Raw genomic sequence first — 18,229 nt, 5'->3', positions numbered from 1 at the left:
TTAACTTTTATACATTTAATTTAACCTAATTTTAATTATTAGAAGGTGATGAGAATTAACGATGTAGAATAGGCATAAGTCAAATGAACTATATCAATAGGTAGGTCTTGATGAATGAAAATACTATGACCACGAATAGCCATAGCAATCAGGACTTGCAAATGAGGAGGTATTTTAATTCAGCTACAACTTTTTCAATAGCTCGTCTTCTTTTGATAGATGATCATGCTGAAATTCAATTGTATGTCAAACGCCTGTTGAGTCGCCAGTATGACATCGAAACCGTCAGTAATGGGGATCAAGCATTAACGGTTATTAAGCAACAACCACCCGATCTAGTCTTAATTAATTTGATGTCGCATAACCTATATGAATTAGAATTACTGCGGCAATTGCGGACTAACCCAAAAACAAAAGATCTTCCGATCATCGTTTTATCAGATGTAGTCGGAGAAGACATTAAACAGCAGTGGCAAGAGGTAGGAGTAGATGAATATATGCTTCAACCCTTTTCGGAGCGCGAATTAGTCGCACGAGTAGAAGCTCATTTAAAAATATCGAAAATCCGTCTAGAAGCACAAGAACGAGAACAACAACTACGGGTAGAAAATGAAGCCTTCCACAACCGAGTTAACGATATTCTCGAAAGTATTAGCGATGCTTTTGTGGCTTTTGACCATCAGTGGCGATATATTTACGTTAATCAACAAGCTACAAAACATTTACACAAAACACGTGAAGAACTTCTAGGACAAGTACTTTGGGACGTTTTTACAGAACTAGCTGAACTGAATTTGCTTGTCTATCGGGAACTGCGACGGGCCATGCGAGAACAAGTTGCGGTGAGATTTGAAGACTTCAATCCGACTCTAAATCGATGGTTTGAAGTCCATGCTTATCCCATTCCTGAAGGTCTAGCCGTCTATTTTCAAGATATTACAGATCGCCGAAATGTTGAATCGGCCTTAAGAGAGAATGAACAACGTCTTAAAGCAGCAAATGAACGTTTTGAACTAGCGGCGGCGGCTGTTAACTGTTTAATTTATGATTGGGATCTAGAAAAGAATATCGTCGAAAGAACCGATGGAATAACCCGCATCTTAGGTTATTCTCCAGAAGAAATTGATCCGAGTGCCGAATGGTGGTTTAATATTTGCCACCCAGGCGATCAAGAAAGAATTCAAAAACGATTAAATGTTAATTGGATTACTGATGATCGTTGGACAGCCGAGTATCGAGTGCGCCACAAAGACGGTTATTATATACACGTCTTGGATCAAGGTCTCATCGCCAAGCGAGACCAAGACGGCAATCCGATTCGAGTCGTCGGCAGTACAACCGATATTAGCGATAAAAAACAGGCTGAACAAAATTTCAAAGAACAAAAACTATTTTTACAAAACCTTACAGATAATGTTCCTGTTTTACTGTGGACAGCACTACCCGATGGCACGATCGATTTTGTGAGTCAACCTTGGATCGACTATACAGGATTAGATCTTGAAAAAATACAACAACAAGGCTGGCAAGATTTAATTCATCCCGATGATCTTAACGAAACCTATAATCGCTGGAGTGAAGCAGCCGCCAAACAACAACCTTATGAAATGACCCATCGTATTAAACACTTCTCAGGATCTTATCGCTGGTGTATTAGTCGTGCTGTTTTGACGGGAGATGATCAAATCACGCCGATGCGTTGGGTTGGTTCCGCCGTTGATATTGAACAACAGAAACAAACAGAAACCGCTTTAATAGAAACCACAGAACGATTTAGACAAATGGCAGAAACCATCGAGGTCGTTTTCTGGCTTTCCGATGCCCTTCATGAACAGATTCTCTATGTTAGTCCAGCCTATGATCGCATTTGGGGACGTTCTCGTGAGAAATTGTATACTAATTTTAAAGAATTAATTGAGTCAATTCATCCCGAAGATCAAGAGCGTGTTATGGCGGGTGCGTCACGTGAGCGTTTGCAAGAAGGTATAGATATTGAATATCGAATTGTGCGTCCCGATGATCAAATTCGTTGGATACGCGATCGCAGTTATCTGATTAAAGATAATAACGGACAGCCCTATCGATTAGTGGGTTTTGCGGAAGATATTACCGAGCGTAAACAAGCACAACAGGAACGTCAACAGGCAGAGCAAGCCTTACGTGAAAGTGAAACGGCACTCCGTCAAAGTTTAGCCATACTCAATACCATTAATGAAGCGACTCCTACCATGATTTATGTTAAAGATCGCCAAGGTCGTTTAGTGATGGGGAATTCAGCCTTATTCCGCGCCCTAGGTAAATCAGAATCGGAGGTGATTGGTAGCACCGATGCAGAATTCTATGTTAACCCTTCGGAAGCGGCTCCTATTGTTGAAACCGATCGTCAAGTCATGGAAACGGGACAAATGCAGGTTGTCGAAGAAACTGTAGAATTACCACAGGGCATCAAGACTTTCCTCTCGGCTAAATCACCCTATCGTGATCAAACAGGCAATATTATCGGTTTAATTGGTGTTTCTTTTGATATTACGGAGCGCAAACAAGTTCAAGAAGCAATTAGAGAGAGTGAACAAAAACTAAAAATCGCTCTACGAACGGGTAAACTAGGTTCTTGGCAGCTTAATCTAGTAACAAATGCTTTGGAATGCTCTAGCCAAATGAAAGCCAACTTTGGGCTGGCTTTTGAGGACAATATATCTTATCAACGCCTTTTAGGATTACTTCACCCCGATGATCAAGAAGAAGTACGGCAAGCGGTTCAAGAAGCAATCATCAGTCGTACTGATTTCGATTTAGAATTCCGCAACATTTGGCCTGATGGGACTTTGCATTGGATTATGGCGCGGGGCAGAGCGATTTATAGTAATAATGGCTATCCTCTAAGACTGATTGGGGTTACTCTCGATCTTACCGAACGCAAACAAACCGAACAGGCTCTACAAAAGAGTGAAGAACGTTTACGAGTCGCCCTAGAAGCCGCTAGACTGGGGATGTGGTATTGGGATCTTGAAACAGATACCCTCACTTGGACAGATCGGTGTAAGGCTCTTTTTGGACTCAGTGCTGATGCGCCGATGTCCTATGAAATGTTCCTCAATGCTCTTCATCCAGACGATCGTCAACGGACTAATGAAGCGGTTGAACGATCCATCAAACTACAACAGGACTATGATATTGAGTATCGTACCATTTGGCCCGATGGTACACTACGTTGGCTTGCTGCTAAAGGGAACTGTATTTATGATGCAACGGGACAGCCCATTCGTATGATGGGTGTAGTGCTTGATATTACTGAACGGAAACAAACTGAAGAAGACTTGCAGCAAACAACACAAGATTTAATTTCACTCAATCAAGAGTTAACAGAAGCAACAGCCATTTTACAAGAGCGTAATCAAGAACTCGATCAGTTTGTTTATATTGTGTCACACGATCTCAAAGCTCCACTGCGGGCAATTTCTAACCTTTCACAATGGATAGCCGATGATATAGGTGAGTTATTACCGCCCGAAAATCAACAGCAAATGCAACTCCTTCAAGATCGAGTGATTCGTATGGAAAACTTAATTGATGGTTTGTTGAACTATTCGCGCATTAATCGTACCGACGCTGCAACCGAAAAAGTAGATACTACTCAATTATTAGAAGAAATTATTGATTCGTTGGCTCCTTCAGAGAGTTTTACCCTCGAAATACAGCCGAAACTTCCTATACTGAATACTCCCAGACTACCTTTAAGTCAGGTGTTTGCTAACTTAATTTCTAATGCGATTAAACATCACGGACGCAGCGATGGAAAAGTTACTATTTCAGCCCAAGACTTAGGTAAATCTTATCAATTTACAGTAGCGGATAACGGAAAGGGTATCGCACCCGAACACCATGAAAAAGTGTTTGCTATTTTCCAGACCGTCGGTAATGAATCTAAGAATAATACAGGAATTGGTCTTGCGATCGTTAAAAAACTGGTCGAGAAGCATGGCGGTAAAATTACCCTAGAATCTAAGTTAGGTCAAGGAACCACTTTCCGTTTTACTTGGCCAAAATCGAGATGATAAATGATTTTTACGGCTTTTTCCCCATCTCTCGAACTCCATTCAACAACATCAACAACCCACTGAGAACGATGACCAAAGCCACACCCCCTAAAACCCAATCCATTAAAGTGTTGTCCATTGTTGTTTAAATCTCTTTTCCTCTATGGAAAACGATATGATTTCATTGATTATGATCTCATATCGCATTCGATTTAATAATATTTTTTAACCTCTCCCCCTTCCCCTCTCCTGTAGGAAAGGGGTGCCGAAGGCGGGGTGAGGTCAATTTCCCATCTTTTGCACTACTTCTTTATCTATAAAATTACTTCCCAGAACCTGGCTCTGTCAGCTTACGGTGTTGTTCAGCATTAGCCGTATCAGGTAAAATATTAGCTACCGCGCCCTGAATCTTGGTCATCAGTGAACCTGCGATCACAGAATCTTTACCCGCCATTAGAGCTTCAAAGCCCTGTTTTGCCACCTCTGCTGGATCATCTTTCTTGCTTGAACCCGCTTTCGTGTCATCCATTTCCGCACGGTGAAAAAAGTTAGTATCCGTCGGCCCTGGCAATAGTGCAGTAACAGTGACACCCTTATCTTTTAATTCATTACGCAAAGCTTCAGAAAAAGATTGTATAAAAGATTTAGATGCTGCATAAACCGCTTCAAATGGCCCTGGCATCAAAGCAGCAATGGAAGAAGTAAACAAAATACGTCCATAACCGCGTTCAACCATATCTTTAACCACACGTTTGGCTAGATGAACGGTTGAAACGACATTGAGATTAATTAAATTGAGTTCATCTTTTAAGTCTGTTTCGTGGGTAAAATTACCACCAACGCCAACACCTGCATTAATGGCGATCGCTTCTACAGGTTGACCTATTGCCTTAATTTGATCATACAGTTTTTCAACACCATCATAAGTAGCCAGATCCGCTTCTACAGTCTGGACTTTTGCACCTAATTGCTCAAAAGCTTGAGCCGCATCATTTATACTAGAACCTGTGGCTGTTACTAAAAGATCAAAACCATGTTGAGCAAACTGTCGGGCGAGTTCATAGCCAATACCATTGGAAGCACCCGTAACAACGGCTAGAGGGCGCGTAAATGAACTGTTCATTACTATTTATCCTATATATGCTTTGAACCCTTATCATCCTAAAAGAGTCTGTACTGTCACTGGGTCTTTCTCTGGATGTATCTCAGCAATTTATTTGAGGTTATTTCTTTGATGTTTTGATTCAGTCTAATTACTTAGATAGAGGATTCATTAAATATTGATTTCAATTTTGATGATACTTTTATTTTTTAAATCAAAAATCTCATATTTTTATTTTTACTAAAGCTCTTTGTAGATTGACTTAAGGGAAAGCGAAATCTTTGTCCTTAAACCTTGAAGCTTGTCGTCCACAAGGCTTAATTAACTTTATATAACTTTTAGGGAAACACAATTCAAAATAATTTCTGTCTAAATGTATACCTATTTAATACTAAATTTATATCTAAGGTGTGTAGTTATTAGTATCCTATAGATGGAATTCTATTCATGCTAAGTTGTTAAAGATATCTTTTGCTTTGATGTCTTTAATAATTTTTGTGAGTCTAATTTAATAAGCGCGGATCATGCTGAATCTGTATTCAAAAACGTACTTTATGATCTAAAATCCTATGCAACCAGAATCTAAAGTTAACATTCTTTTAGTTGACGATAACCCCAACAACTTATTAGCACTAGAAGCGATTTTAAATCGTCTTGAACAAAATCTAGTCAGAGCGACTTCGGGAAGAGACGCACTAAGATGTTTACTCAAACAAGATTTTGCAGTAATTTTGCTAGATGTAAAGATGCCTGAGATGGACGGTTTTGAGACAGCAACCCTCATTCGTTCTAGAGAACGATCGCGTGATGTTCCGATTATATTTCTCACCGCTTACAGTCGCAACGAACAACAAGCGTTTAAAGGTTATGCTCTAGGTGCTGTAGATTATTTAGTCAAACCATTAGATCCAGAAATATTACTCTCAAAAGTCGCCGTTTTTGTGGAACTCTACAAGAAAACAGACCAAATTAAACAACAAGCGGCTCAAATTGTCCAACTCAATGCTCAATTAGAACTTAGGGTCAAAAAACGGACGGCTCAACTAGAAGCAGCCAACCAGCAAAAAGATGATTTACTTGAGCGAGAACAGTCAGCGCGGGAAGTAGCAGAAGCAGCAGAACAAAGATTTAAAGATTTAGTGAATGGTTTAGATCATGCGATTTTTTGGGAAGCAAACGCAAAAACGTTACAATTTTCGTTTGTTAGTCAAAGCTCTCAAATGTTGTTAGGCTATTCATCAGAGCAATGGCTTTCAAAACCAGATTTTTGGGTTAATTTGATTCATCCCGATGAACGAGAAGAAATATTACAGTATCGTCGGCAGCAAATTAAACAAGGTCTTGATCATGAAATTCAATATCGATGTATGAGTGCTAATGATCAAGTCGTTTGGCTACGTGACAAAGCTTATTTAGTCCGAGATGAGGAGGGAACCATACTAAAATTACGCGGTCTTTTGCTCGATATTACCGAAGCTAAACAAGCAGAAACCGCTTTAAGAACTCATGCGGATGAATTGACTTATTTGACGACGGCTTTAACCCAAAGCAATATTTTATTAGAAAAGCGCAATAAAGAACTCGATCAATTTGTCTATGCGGCTTCTCATGATCTAAAATCCCCTTTAAGAGCGATCGCAAATATAGCACAATGGCTTCTTGATGATCTACAAGGACAACTATCGGAAGAAACGCAATCACATCTCGAATTGCTCCAAGGACGAGTTTACCGTATGGATAATTTGATTGATGGTCTTTTGCAATATTATCGAGTCGGACGAGCGCAAATGAGTTCAGAAATGGTAGATGTAGAACAAGTGCTCAAAGATGTCATTGATAATTTAGCTCCAGAAGACCATTTCACCATCGAAATAGATTCATCGATGCCAATGTTTTGTACCGTAAAACTTTTATTACAACAAGTGTTTACTAATTTGATCAGTAATGCGATTAAACATCACGATGGCGAAACGGGAACCATTAAAATAACGGCTCAACAAGAAGGTAATTTCTATAAATTTTCTGTGGCTGATGATGGGCCTGGTATTGATCCTCAATTTCATGAAAAAATCTTTGGCTTATTTCAAACCCTTCAACCCCATAGTAGTCATAATACTGGAATTGGTTTAGCCTTAGTCAAAAAAATTGTTGATGGCGAAAAAGGAACAATTACCATAGAGTCCCAAGAAGGAAAGGGAACAACAATTCATTTTACTTGGCCTGCTTAATGTTATTCTGCTCATTAATTTCTTCTCTGAGTTCTGTAATATCCCAAGCGCGGTCAATATCTTGTTTTAATTCTCGGTCATCAGTACGCAATAATTGTTCTAAGTCTTGCGATAATTGTCGAGAACGGGCGATTATTTGCGCTTCATCTCCTTCTAATTGCGCCACTTCGTAGAGTGCTTCGATGTCATGTTCTTTAAACATACGAGCAGTACGATAAGCTTTATAAGAACGGACACCTAATAATTTTAGGGCTTCTACTCCCATATCTAAAGATGAGGCAAAGGTTTCGCGTTCGATGACATCGACACCATGTCGGATCAATTCGTAGGCGTGACGACGGTCGATAGCGCGGGCTAGTATTTTAAGATGGGGGAAATGTTTATGAACAAGTTCGATCGTTTGAAGGATTTTTTCACGATCATCGATCGCAATTACAATTAATTTAGCTTGTTCGGCACCCGCAGCACGAAGTAAGTCAAGACGAGACGCATCACCATAAAAGACTTTCCAGCCAAAACGCCGTAATAATTCAATCTGAGTCGCATTATGCTCTAAAACAGTAATTTTAAAGCCATTAGCCGTCAATAAACGTCCAACAATTTGCCCAAAACGCCCAAAACCCACGATAATGACTGGATTTTCGGTTTCATCGATTTCATCGGCTTCTCGTTCAGGTGTGGCACGAGTCAAAAGTGGCTGTACAAATTTATCATTAATCAGTGCAAGTAGCGGTGTAACAATCATCGAAAAGGCGACGACTGCAACTAAAGGCCCTGCAACATTCGAGGTTAGAACATTATTCTGTGTGGCAAAGGAAAACAGAACAAAAGCAAACTCACCACCCTGAGCGAGAAAAAAGGCAAAAATTAAATTCTGACTGAGTTCTATTTTGAATAATCGCCCTAATCCAAATAAAACGACAAATTTGACTAAAGTAAGCCCAATCACCAGCCCTAGAATCAATAAAGGCTGACTGAAGAACAAATTAAAGTTAATACTAGCCCCTACAGAAATGAAGAATAGACCTAATAATAATCCTTTAAACGGTTCGATATCGCCTTCTAATTCGTGACGGTATTCATTATCGGCTAATACCACACCCGCGACAAAGGTTCCCAGTGCTGGCGATAGTCCCACCTGTTGCATCGCTAGGGCAATACCAATGACGAGTAATAAAGCAGTTGCCGTGAAAATTTCTTGTAAACGTGTTGTGGCAATGATACGAAACACTGGACGCATCAGAAAACGTCCCCCGACAACAATACCACCGACTACACCAATAACCAGTAATGCTTGTAATAAAGGTGGTAAACTTGTACTCTTTTCAGTCGCAGCCACAAAAATTAGACCATTAGCAGCGTGAGAAACAGGATTTTTCATCGCCAGCAAGGGCATTAAGGCTAAAATCGGAATAACGGCGATATCTTGGAATAATAAGACAGAAAAAGCAGATTGTCCCGCTTCGGTTTTCATCAGTCCTTTTTCTTTGAGGGTAGAAAGTGCGATCGCAGTTGAGGACATTGATAAAATCATACCGACTGCTAAAGCCATTGGCCAAGATAGTCCAAAAACTAACCCTAAAATCGCCACTAAAATTGTTGTTACACTAACCTGTAAACCCCCCAAACCCAAAATAGGCATCCGTAACCGCCATAATAAAGAGGGTTGCAGTTCCAAACCAACTAAAAAGAGCATCATCACGACACCAAATTCGGCGAAGTGCATCACATCATCGCTTTTTTCTTGTCCCACAAAACCGAACCCAAAGGGCCCGATAATAACTCCAGCAATGAGATATCCTAAAACTGAACCAAGACCTAATTTTTGAGCCAGTGGAACCGAGACAACAGCAGCAACGAGATAAATAAACGCTTGAAAGAAAAAATCTTCACTGTGCATAAATGGGTCACTCTACAACAGTTATGAATAAACAAATGGGTTTAGCCCCATGATATAAGTAGTAATCTCCTAAAGGTGCAAACTCCTTTTAGACTAGAAAAATCTTTAACTCTCTTGGAGTTTATCAAAAATGTCTACCGTAACAGAAAACGATTTAAGAGAACTCAAAGATCTAATCAACAGTCGGTTTAATGAGTTAGAGCGAAAAATAGACGGGGTAGACAAAAAACTGGACATACATATCGTTCGTACTGATGAACAGCTAAAAGCGATTAATAATACAATCGCACAAATGGATAAAAGAACCGATCAACGTTTTGACGAAACTAACAAACGCTTTGATGATACTAATAAACGTATTGATGGAGTTAACGCACGTCTAAATACTATCACACTTGGCTTTTTAAGCATTGTTGGGATTTTGGTTACAGGTTTATTAGGAATTGTCACAAAGGTTGTATTTTTCCCAAATCCTTGAATTACATTAATGAGTAGCCACCCTGTTACTGATTATGATTGATGTGTTGGTATCTTAATCACTTGTTCTAAGTTTTGATTAAAATAATAAAAAGCTTTTAGGCTCTCCCAATCAATGTTATTATCTCGCAGTGCCATCAATACATTACGATAGTCTACTGCATATTTATCAAATTCGTTGTTTTTTTGAAGTTGATGGGTTCCATAAACCACAAAAGGCGGTATATATTCCATTCCACATAGATGTGCAGTCTGTTCAAAGGGTGCAAGAAGTTCACGAATCGTAAAATAGTTATATCCTTTGCGACAATAAGCAGGTTCACCTCCACCAGTTGTAATAGCACTTAAAAACTTTTTCCCTTTTAACGCAGTTCCCCGATGTCCATAAGCGAAACCATGTTCTAATACTAAATCTTGCCACTCTTTTAGAATAGCGGGACTACTATACCAATAAAACGGATGATGAAAAATAATAATGTCATGAGCTAATAACAAATCTTGTTCAATCTTGACATTAATCTGAAAATCGGGATATGTTTCATAAAGATCATGTACAGTGACACCCTCTAAACCTTGAACAGCACGAATCAAATGTCGATTAATCCGTGACTTTTCAAGAGCAGGGTGAGCAAATAAGATTAATATACTGTTTGGACTCCCCATAACTTTATCCATCCACATTCAATACGCAAGAATATCTTATCTTTTTTTATCGGTTTTGGATTACGGACAAACCTTAAACATCAATCCTTCTTTTTCATTGAGTAGAATATAGCTATTACCACCCTAACTAACGTCAGTTCGGGATAAGCAAATAAAGGTAAAGTCTAATCTAGAGAAAGAGAAGGCTTTTTAGGTTGATGGCAATAAGCGATCAAGCCACAAAGAAGATTAACGCAAAAATTGACGGGGCTACGATGACGAGAATGTCAAGAAAGGGAAAGATTTTTGAGTTGATCAATAATGGTCGATAGGGATAGAGCGTTGACGAGCTAAAAGCTTATCATGAAGTAGCATTAATTGATTTTTCATATTCTTTCGAGGTTTGACAAAGAACGATAGGCCCTTTTTCTTGCCTTAACTGCTCGGTCAATAATTGAGAAATGTAACCTCTGTCGGCAAAAACTTTTCCCCACAAAGAGCTAAGAAGATGAGGTACTGGCTGACGATCATCGACATTTCCTGGAGTGACGTAAACCTTTAACAGTTCTCCTAATTCATTAACAACCAAATGCAGCTTAAAACCGAAGAACCAATCAACAGAAGTCTTTCCGCAAACGGCTAGATTTTGGAAAACTCGATGACTCGCAATCCGACGATTATGACAAACGAAGAAGTGCTGTAGCCTATACGAAAACTGATGCCTGTACATTGGCCAAAACAGGTCTGGAGATAGACACGAGCGAGGTAGCAACGTCGAGGGCATCCATTCGACAAATCTTTGATAACTAGGCAGTTGCGGGAAGGCTCCTCGCTTTTTAGACGCAGACGTAATCGAGGTAGTAGTGTTTAAAATTTTGGTAATGATTTTGATGGAAGGCGATTAGAATGGTCATAATTTCGCTCAAAATCAATTTTTTAGCTCGTTTACGGCTTTTTACTTGGGCTGATAGGACTTCTGAGTGCCATTTGGGTTCAAATTTTTGACAGAAATCATCTACATGACAAAATAATGCTGTCTTTACTAGATATAGGTGGGGGTGCTGATTAATTCCAATTTCTTTAAGCTTAAAATGCTCCCGCCTTTTCTTGATTTCCTGATCCCGAACTGACGTTAATATAATATTTTAAGTCTAAATCGAGTTTTTTTTAGTCTAACTGCAAAAGCAATGAAAAATTTTATTTCTTTAAGTTTTATTACTTTTTTCTCGATAGTAACAACCGTTTTTATTCCTCAATTAGCTAACGCCCAAGCTACCTCTGAAGCTAACCCGTCTAAGTGCATCAGAGAACCTCAGCCCTATATTGCACCAGAAACTTTAGCTAGCATGGCTTACCAAGGCTATTTAGAAAAGCAGGGAATTCCTGGTTATGGAGTTTTTGAATCCGAATTTGGCTCGGGAAATATAAACGCTCAAAAAGTTGTTCAAGCTGCCGTAGCGGGTTGTTTATTAAGCGATCAATATGGTGTAGCCACTCACAAAAACTATATACAGGAAGTACAAGAACAGCTTGAATTTATGATTCAAGGAAATTCAGGTCGTTAATCTTAACTACTTCAAATTATTCAATCGTTTGTGTTTACGTCAATTATGATAAAAATAAAAAATCTGTTTGTTTATCTGATCTGGTTTAGTTTGACAGTAGTTTTCACCTTCAAAACATCAATCATTGTTTTCGCTCAGTCAGCTAATATTACTTCAAGTCAGGCTAGCCGATTACTCCAAGCTCAACAAGCTCTTGTTCAAGCCGAAAACAATAATAATATTCAAGAACAAGCAATCGCCTTAACCCAGATTGGACGGATTCATTATTCTCAAGGCAACTATACAGATGCAATTAATACTTTAACTCGTGCTGCGGATATCTTCCAAGATTTACAACAGCCATTAGGTCAAGCTCAAGCTTTAAGTGACTTGGGAGATGTTTATCAAGCCCAGGGAGAGAAACAAATGGCGTTAAACACCTACAATCAAGCCTTAATCGCCTATAGCTCCGTTCAAAATCGACTTGGTGAGGCGGCTACCCTTAATAGCATGGCTTTAGTCCATCAAAGCAAAAAAGACTTACAAACTTCCTTAGCTCACTACCAAAAATCTCTAGCAATCTATCAAGAAGTTGGAGATATTCTCAAAGAAGCTAATACCTTAAACTCGATAGGGTTAATCTATCAAGCTCTTGGACAGATGGCTCAAGCGAAGAATATTTTCGAGCAAGCACTCCCCTTGAGCCGAGAAATTAATGATACTGTTTTAGAGTCACAGATTCAAGATAATCTGGCTCAACTTCGGTAAACATTACTGCCATTTTTAAATGAGAGAAATCATCATGAACAAAATTGTCTATTTTTTAATCACCTTAACTCTGCTCACCTTATCTATTTTAACTTTTGATAGTCGATTCCGTGATATTGCAGCGCAGAATCGTGGCGAAAATACTCAAGAGTTGGTCGAGCAGGATAAGCCACAAAACGCTCAAGAAAGTCAGCAATTAGAAACTCAACCGCAGCAAGAGCAAAATATCGAACAAATTCAACAACAAGAAGAGAGAAAACTAGAACATAATTTAAATATTCAACAAAGAGGAACTCAAAGCCGAGAATCCCCTGGCAATACCGAAGCGTTTGATGATGCTGTTCCAATATCACCTGACCAAGAAATGCCACTTAAATTTTGAGCTTCTGCCCTGAATTGAGAGAATCGTTAAGCAATTAATTACTAATAGAAAAAATGCCATAGATTTCATTTTAGGCGGTAAGATGTCAGTTAAGCTGAGTTCGGGATAACACTTAGCCTGCAGACTGAATGGGGCTACGATTACCAAGCCTACTGACGCAGGCTAGGGTCAATCTCATTGCGTGGTGACCGCGTCGGCGGTCAACGCAATTGATAGCACAAACCCTAAAGGGTCGGTGCTTATTGAACGCTTATCCCGAACTGACGTTAGCTAATAGATTGATATCCTCAAGTTATCCGTGATTTTGCTTTAAATCGAATTAGCTAGATTTTATTCTAATCAGCACGACAAAAATTATTAAGACGACAAGACCGATGAAACCTGTATTAACTCCTCAACAAGAAGCAGTGTCTATAAAAACCTCTCCTGAACGTTTACAGAAATTAGCAACTTTGTATGCTCAAGATCAAGAAATTCTAAAAGCTGTAGCAACAAATCCTAGCACACCATCAAAATTATTACTTAAGTTGGGGGCTAAATTTCCTCAAGTCTTGTTAGATAATCCAATGTTTGATCTTTTACTCTTAGAAAATCCTAATCTAATCTCAGAAATCAATATCGTTATTCTCAAAAAACTGCTCAAACTTAAACAAATATCAGAGTTTATTTTAGAAGGAGCCGCCAGACATAAAGATCGAATAGAATTAGCAAAAGATCAAAATACACCTTTAATCTTTTTAGAAATTTTAGCTAAAGATCCAGATGCACAGGTACGCTCTAATGTTGCATCCCATCGCAATACCTCTGAAAATCTTCTAGAATACCTAGCAAGCGATCAAGATGTACAAGTACGATGTCGGGTTGCATCTCATCCCAAAACCCCTAAAAGAATCATTAAAATACTGGCTCAAGATACGGATGCTAAAGTTAGACATCGAATCGCCTTCTATCACTTTCACATTAAATAATTTTTGTCAATCTTTATAATTTAACGCATAAAAGTAAATATCTTAATTTGTAAGCAAACGAACTGATAAAATCTCATCATCTTTTAAAGTTTCAACGGCAGACATAGGGACAATAATAACGTTAATCGATTCGCCAACAGCGTTAAAAATCTCTAAAACATATCCATCTTCACCTTGTTCGGGGTGAGGGACGAGATCAATCACAGTGGCTATATCACCTTTGACTAAGTTATACTCGGGAAAATCACGATTTAAAGAGACTTTTTGATATAAATCAAGCATTTATTTTCTTCTCCTTTTTTGGTTTAAGTGTAATAAATTGAAATTGATTATCTATTTTCCGATGCAGCCAAATAGTAATCACTAACAAGTTTTGTCCTGCAATGCTAATCAATTCTCCTTCTACACGATAAAACGTTCCATATTCATTCTTTATGTCCTCTATCGCTCTGTTATTATCAGCTAAATATCGGATGGCTAGTTTTAATTGTTCTGGGTTATCTTGGGTAAAGCCACCTTGAGCTAGAAATTTAGATTTATCGTCTTGTTTTTGATATACCAACAGATATTTAGTTATTTTAGCATCGGGAATAATGGCACTATTAGGAATCTTCATACTTGACTTATTTTTTATTCTATTACCTGTAAATGACTCCCTCTGCCCTGAAAACCTACTTAAACAGCCTAATTACCCATCAACTTTATCTTACTTAGTACGATGATTTGGGGAGCGCCTGGAATTGGTAAATCTAGTATCGTTTCCCAAGTTGCTAGAGAAAATAACCTAGATTTTATTGATGTGCGTCTCAGTCAACTTGCACCCACTGACTTAAGCGGTTTACCTGTCGCGGTTCCCGATGAAAATGATACCCAAAAAGGTATTTCTACTTGGTATCCTCCCGAATTTCTCCCCCGCAAAGGAAAAGGGATTTTATTTCTAAATGAATTAAATATGGCACCCCCAGTCATGCCAGGAGTCGCCCAACAGCTAATTTTAGATCGAGATGTCGGCAGTTATCAAGTACCTGAAAATTGGTTCATTTGGACCGCAGGAAACCGTAAAGAAGACCGTACATCGGTGTTTGAAATGCCTGCACCTTTAGCTAATCGTTTTTTGCATCTATCTGTAGAACCTGACTTTGATAGTTTTAAAATGTATGCGTTCAATGGAAAAATTGATGAGCAAATCGTCGCTTTTTTGGCTTATCGAACTCCATTATTACACCAATTCGACCCGCAACAGTCCTCTTAGCCCTCACCTCGTTCTTGGGAGATGGCGAATCATTTACCTTACATATTTTACTAGAACGAACTGATACAGGAAAAATCATAGCGTCTGTATTTGAATTACCTAATTGTCGTGTTGAAGCATCAACTGATAAACAGGCAATAGAAAGCCTAAAAAAATGGTTGCTTCCCATTTAGAAAATATAGAAGTTATCCCCTTAAAAATCGAAATTCCTCAATCACAACAACTCGAAAAGCCTTGGATGAAGTTTGCAGGAGTATTTAAAGATAATCCAGATTTTGAGACAGTTCAGCAGTATATTCAAGATTATAGACAAGCATTAGATGAGGAAAATACGGAGGTTAAAGATTGAGTCTTTGGGTTCTAGATCTGGAAATCTTGACGCGAGACTTTGATATGAATATATTCAGTAAGGCGCAAAAAATCTTATACTTAAAAGATAAATTTTTCTAGATTTGCTAGTCTTGTTCACCGATTCTAGGCAATATACCAAATCTTATGACATTCTGTGCAAAATCAAACTACCCTCTTACTTAATGATACAATCCAGACATAGCTAGGGGTGCCTGAATAGACAGGCTGAGAAATACCCTTAGAACCTGAGACTGGCTAATACCAGCGTAGGGAAGCTGTTTATAGAGGATAACAAATATGAGATCTCAATGGATTGCTAAACGGCGTGGTCAAGATAATGTATCGCAAATGCACTACGCACGTCAAGGAATCATTACCGAAGAAATGGAATATGTCGCCAAACGCGAAAATCTTCCAGTAGATTTGATTAAAGCAGAAATTGCACGAGGAAGACTGATTATTCCTGCAAATATCAATCACGTCAATCTAGAACCGATGTGTATTGGGATTGCTTCTAAGTGTAAGGTTAATGCTAATCTGGGAGCATCGCCCAATTCTTCTAATATGCAAGAAGAAATCGATAAACTCCATCTATCGATTAAATACGGTGCAGATACGGTGATGGATTTATCGACAGGTGGTGGTAACTTAGATGAAATCCGCACAGCTATTATTAATGCGTCTAGTGTGCCTATCGGTACGGTTCCCATTTACCAAGCGTTAGAAAGTGTGCATGGTAATGTAGAAAAACTTACCCCCGATGATTTTCTTCACATCATCGAAAAACACGCCCAGCAAGGTGTCGATTATATGACGATTCACGCAGGTATTTTAATCGAACATTTACCCCTAGTGAGAAATCGGATTACAGGGATTGTATCTCGCGGTGGTGGGATTTTAGCAAAATGGATGTTGCATCACCACAAACAAAACCCCCTCTATACACACTTTGACCACATTATCGAAATCTTTAAGAAATATGACGTTTCTTTTAGTTTAGGTGATTCACTACGTCCTGGTTGTACTCACGATGCGACGGATGAAGCACAACTCGCAGAACTAAAAACCCTTGGCCAACTAACGCGCCGTGCTTGGGAACACGATGTACAAGTAATGGTTGAAGGGCCTGGTCATGTTCCTATGGATCAAATTGACTTTAATGTCAAGAAACAAATGGAAGAATGTGACGAAGCTCCTTTCTATGTACTTGGCCCCTTGGTGACCGATATTGCGCCAGGATACGACCATATTACCTCAGCAATTGGGGCAGCGATCGCGGGTTGGAGTGGTGCCGCCATGTTATGTTATGTAACACCCAAAGAACATCTAGGCTTACCGAATGCTGAAGATGTCCGTAATGGCTTAATTGCCTATAAAATTGCGGCTCATGCGGCTGATATTGCGCGTCATCGTCCAAATGCAAGAGACAGAGATGATGAACTGTCCCACGCTCGTTATAATTTCGATTGGAATCGTCAGTTTGAGTTATCTTTAGACCCCGAACGTGCTAAAGAATATCATGATGAAACCTTACCCGCAGATATTTATAAAACTGCGGAATTCTGTTCGATGTGTGGGCCGAAATTCTGTCCGATGCAAACGAAAGTGGATGCGGATGCGTTGACGGAGTTAGAAAAATTCCTAGCTTCAAAAGAGAAGGAAACCGCACAGGTTTAACGAACAAATCATAAGGGTTTGGAGACCAAACCCCTACAAATTTAATTAATGTAGGGGCTTGGTTTCTAAGCCAAAAACTCTCAATTTATTCTTGAGCATGAGAATTTTGTCCATAAGCTTGCCAAGTTAAATCAACTAGAGCATTGACGATAGCTACAGCGACCATTGCGCCCCCTTTGCGTCCACTAATCGTAATATAAGGAATATCTGTATCTTTAAGCCGTTCTTTAGCGATATCAGCTTCAATAAATGCCGCAGGTGTTCCAATAATCAAAGCGGGTTTAACTTCTTGTTCTTCGATTAATTCAATTAATCCAGTAAGGGCTGTTAAGGATTGTCCAATAACAAAAATCGCTTCAGGATATCGTTTAGCTAGGGTAATAATGCCCCATTCAGCTTTTGTTTTATCTTTTTGAGGTCGGGTAATGGTTTCGATCGCACAATATACAGGATTAGCAAAAGTATGCTGTAAATTAGATGCTATCCCCACTTGTACCATCGGTGTATCAACAATAATCGTACTTCTGGCCGCTATTGCCGCCGCCCCATCATTTAAGGCACGTTCGGAAAATTGCATTAAGTTTTGATATTCAAAATCAGCCGTTTCTAGGATAATACGGCGCACAATTTCAATAATAGCGGGTTTAAGCTCATTATTTTCAATTTCTTGCTCAATTACAGTTAAATTTTGAACATCAGTGATGTGCCATTCCATAAATTGTTAAAAAGTTTTGTTTTAGCTTGTTTATATCCTATTACGTCGAAAGCTGATTTCGTTTTTATAGAAGGAAGCCAAATCCATACTCCATATTGTAAAGAAATATGACAAGTATCGAGTTATACCAATTATTGAAAAATAGGCTACAGATAGGTTAAACTCATCAAAGAAATGAGGACAAAA

17 protein-coding genes, 1 pseudogene and 1 riboswitch are annotated in these 18,229 nt (G+C 38.9%); of the genes and pseudogenes, 10 read left to right on the top strand and 8 right to left on the bottom strand.

Translation table 11 applies throughout. The annotated features are described in order from the left end of the window. Positions 1-110: 110 nt before the first annotated feature. Positions 111-4,055: a PAS domain-containing protein gene (locus CFPU101_RS17740; protein ID WP_206816668.1), complete on the top strand. Its 3,945-nt coding sequence runs from the start codon at positions 111-113 to the stop codon at positions 4,053-4,055. Between the two features lie 10 nt (positions 4,056-4,065). On the opposite strand, the gene CFPU101_RS17735 is transcribed toward CFPU101_RS17740, so the two are convergent. Together CFPU101_RS17735 and CFPU101_RS17730 are read right to left on the bottom strand one after the other, a co-directional pair. Beyond that, the gene (locus CFPU101_RS17735; RefSeq protein ID WP_206816667.1) at positions 4,066-4,176 is read right to left on the bottom strand and encodes an NAD synthetase; all 111 of its coding nucleotides are present in this window, start codon (positions 4,174-4,176) and stop codon (positions 4,066-4,068) included. Positions 4,177-4,359: 183 nt separating this feature from the next. Continuing rightward, positions 4,360-5,160 (bottom strand): SDR family oxidoreductase, encoded by an 801-nt coding sequence (locus CFPU101_RS17730; RefSeq protein WP_206816666.1) that lies wholly within the window; start codon positions 5,158-5,160, stop codon positions 4,360-4,362. Positions 5,161-5,708: 548 nt separating this feature from the next. Here CFPU101_RS17730 and CFPU101_RS17725 point away from each other — a divergent pair. Next, positions 5,709-7,367, top strand: a complete 1,659-nt coding sequence (locus CFPU101_RS17725) for an ATP-binding protein (protein WP_206816665.1) — start codon at positions 5,709-5,711, stop codon at positions 7,365-7,367. On the opposite strand, the gene kefC is transcribed toward CFPU101_RS17725, so the two are convergent. After that, positions 7,351-9,267: a glutathione-regulated potassium-efflux system protein KefC gene (gene kefC / locus CFPU101_RS17720; protein WP_206816664.1), complete on the bottom strand. Its 1,917-nt coding sequence runs from the start codon at positions 9,265-9,267 to the stop codon at positions 7,351-7,353. The genes CFPU101_RS17725 and kefC overlap by 17 nt on opposite strands. 130 nt (positions 9,268-9,397) lie before the next feature. Here kefC and CFPU101_RS17715 point away from each other — a divergent pair, with 130 nt between their 5' ends. Then, positions 9,398-9,745 (top strand): hypothetical protein, encoded by a 348-nt coding sequence (locus tag CFPU101_RS17715; RefSeq protein ID WP_206816663.1) that lies wholly within the window; start codon positions 9,398-9,400, stop codon positions 9,743-9,745. Between the two features lie 32 nt (positions 9,746-9,777). Here CFPU101_RS17715 and CFPU101_RS17710 read toward each other — a convergent pair whose 3' ends face one another. Beyond that, on the bottom strand, positions 9,778-10,407 hold the full coding sequence (locus CFPU101_RS17710) for an NAD(P)H-dependent oxidoreductase (RefSeq protein ID WP_206816662.1): 630 nt from the start codon (positions 10,405-10,407) through the stop codon (positions 9,778-9,780). Between the two features lie 164 nt (positions 10,408-10,571). Beyond that, positions 10,572-11,456 (bottom strand): annotated as a pseudogene (locus CFPU101_RS26325) (IS982 family transposase). Between the two features lie 117 nt (positions 11,457-11,573). On the opposite strand from CFPU101_RS26325, the gene CFPU101_RS17700 reads away from it, so the two are divergent. From CFPU101_RS17700 to CFPU101_RS17685, 4 genes are all read left to right on the top strand, one after another. Next, a complete protein-coding gene (locus tag CFPU101_RS17700) occupies positions 11,574-11,951 on the top strand; it encodes a hypothetical protein (RefSeq protein WP_206816661.1) in 378 nt (125 codons plus the stop codon). A gap of 45 nt (positions 11,952-11,996) precedes the next feature. Continuing rightward, positions 11,997-12,698, top strand: a complete 702-nt coding sequence (locus CFPU101_RS17695; RefSeq protein WP_206816660.1) for a tetratricopeptide repeat protein — start codon at positions 11,997-11,999, stop codon at positions 12,696-12,698. Between the two features lie 34 nt (positions 12,699-12,732). Beyond that, a complete protein-coding gene (locus CFPU101_RS17690; RefSeq protein WP_206816659.1) occupies positions 12,733-13,080 on the top strand; it encodes a hypothetical protein in 348 nt (115 codons plus the stop codon). A 374-nt stretch (positions 13,081-13,454) separates the two neighbouring features. After that, complete coding sequence (locus CFPU101_RS17685) at positions 13,455-14,048, top strand: hypothetical protein (protein WP_206816658.1); 594 nt, start codon at positions 13,455-13,457, stop codon at positions 14,046-14,048. Positions 14,049-14,090: 42 nt separating this feature from the next. On the opposite strand, the gene CFPU101_RS17680 is transcribed toward CFPU101_RS17685, so the two are convergent. Both CFPU101_RS17680 and CFPU101_RS17675 read right to left on the bottom strand, forming a co-directional pair. Continuing rightward, positions 14,091-14,330, bottom strand: coding sequence for a DUF4926 domain-containing protein (locus CFPU101_RS17680; RefSeq protein ID WP_206816657.1), 240 nt, complete (start codon positions 14,328-14,330; stop codon positions 14,091-14,093). Next, positions 14,323-14,664 (bottom strand): DUF6883 domain-containing protein, encoded by a 342-nt coding sequence (locus CFPU101_RS17675; protein ID WP_206816656.1) that lies wholly within the window; start codon positions 14,662-14,664, stop codon positions 14,323-14,325. Before CFPU101_RS17675 ends, CFPU101_RS17680 begins: the two co-directional genes overlap by 8 nt. A 102-nt stretch (positions 14,665-14,766) precedes the next feature. Here CFPU101_RS17675 and CFPU101_RS17670 point away from each other — a divergent pair, with 102 nt between their 5' ends. The 3 genes from CFPU101_RS17670 to thiC all read left to right on the top strand — a co-directional run bounded on the left by CFPU101_RS17670 (position 14,767) and on the right by thiC (position 17,328). Continuing rightward, a complete protein-coding gene (locus CFPU101_RS17670) occupies positions 14,767-15,300 on the top strand; it encodes an AAA family ATPase (protein WP_242578063.1) in 534 nt (177 codons plus the stop codon). 154 nt (positions 15,301-15,454) lie between these two features. Continuing rightward, the gene (locus CFPU101_RS17665) at positions 15,455-15,649 is read left to right on the top strand and encodes a hypothetical protein (RefSeq protein WP_206816655.1); all 195 of its coding nucleotides are present in this window, start codon (positions 15,455-15,457) and stop codon (positions 15,647-15,649) included. 196 nt (positions 15,650-15,845) lie between these two features. Beyond that, positions 15,846-15,941: riboswitch (TPP riboswitch) on the top strand. A gap of 7 nt (positions 15,942-15,948) precedes the next feature. After that, a complete protein-coding gene (gene thiC, locus CFPU101_RS17660) occupies positions 15,949-17,328 on the top strand; it encodes a phosphomethylpyrimidine synthase (RefSeq protein ID WP_206816654.1) in 1,380 nt (459 codons plus the stop codon). An 85-nt stretch (positions 17,329-17,413) separates the two neighbouring features. On the opposite strand, the gene CFPU101_RS17655 is transcribed toward thiC, so the two are convergent. Beyond that, complete coding sequence (locus CFPU101_RS17655) at positions 17,414-18,043, bottom strand: precorrin-8X methylmutase (RefSeq protein WP_206816653.1); 630 nt, start codon at positions 18,041-18,043, stop codon at positions 17,414-17,416. Between the last annotated feature and the right edge of the window lie 186 nt (positions 18,044-18,229).

Source organism: Chroococcus sp. FPU101, from assembly GCF_017312365.1.
GTDB lineage: Bacteria > Cyanobacteriota > Cyanobacteriia > Cyanobacteriales > Microcystaceae > Chroococcus.
The sequence above is the reverse complement of the archived record's forward strand: the minus strand, read 5'-3'. Positions and strand labels throughout refer to the sequence as shown.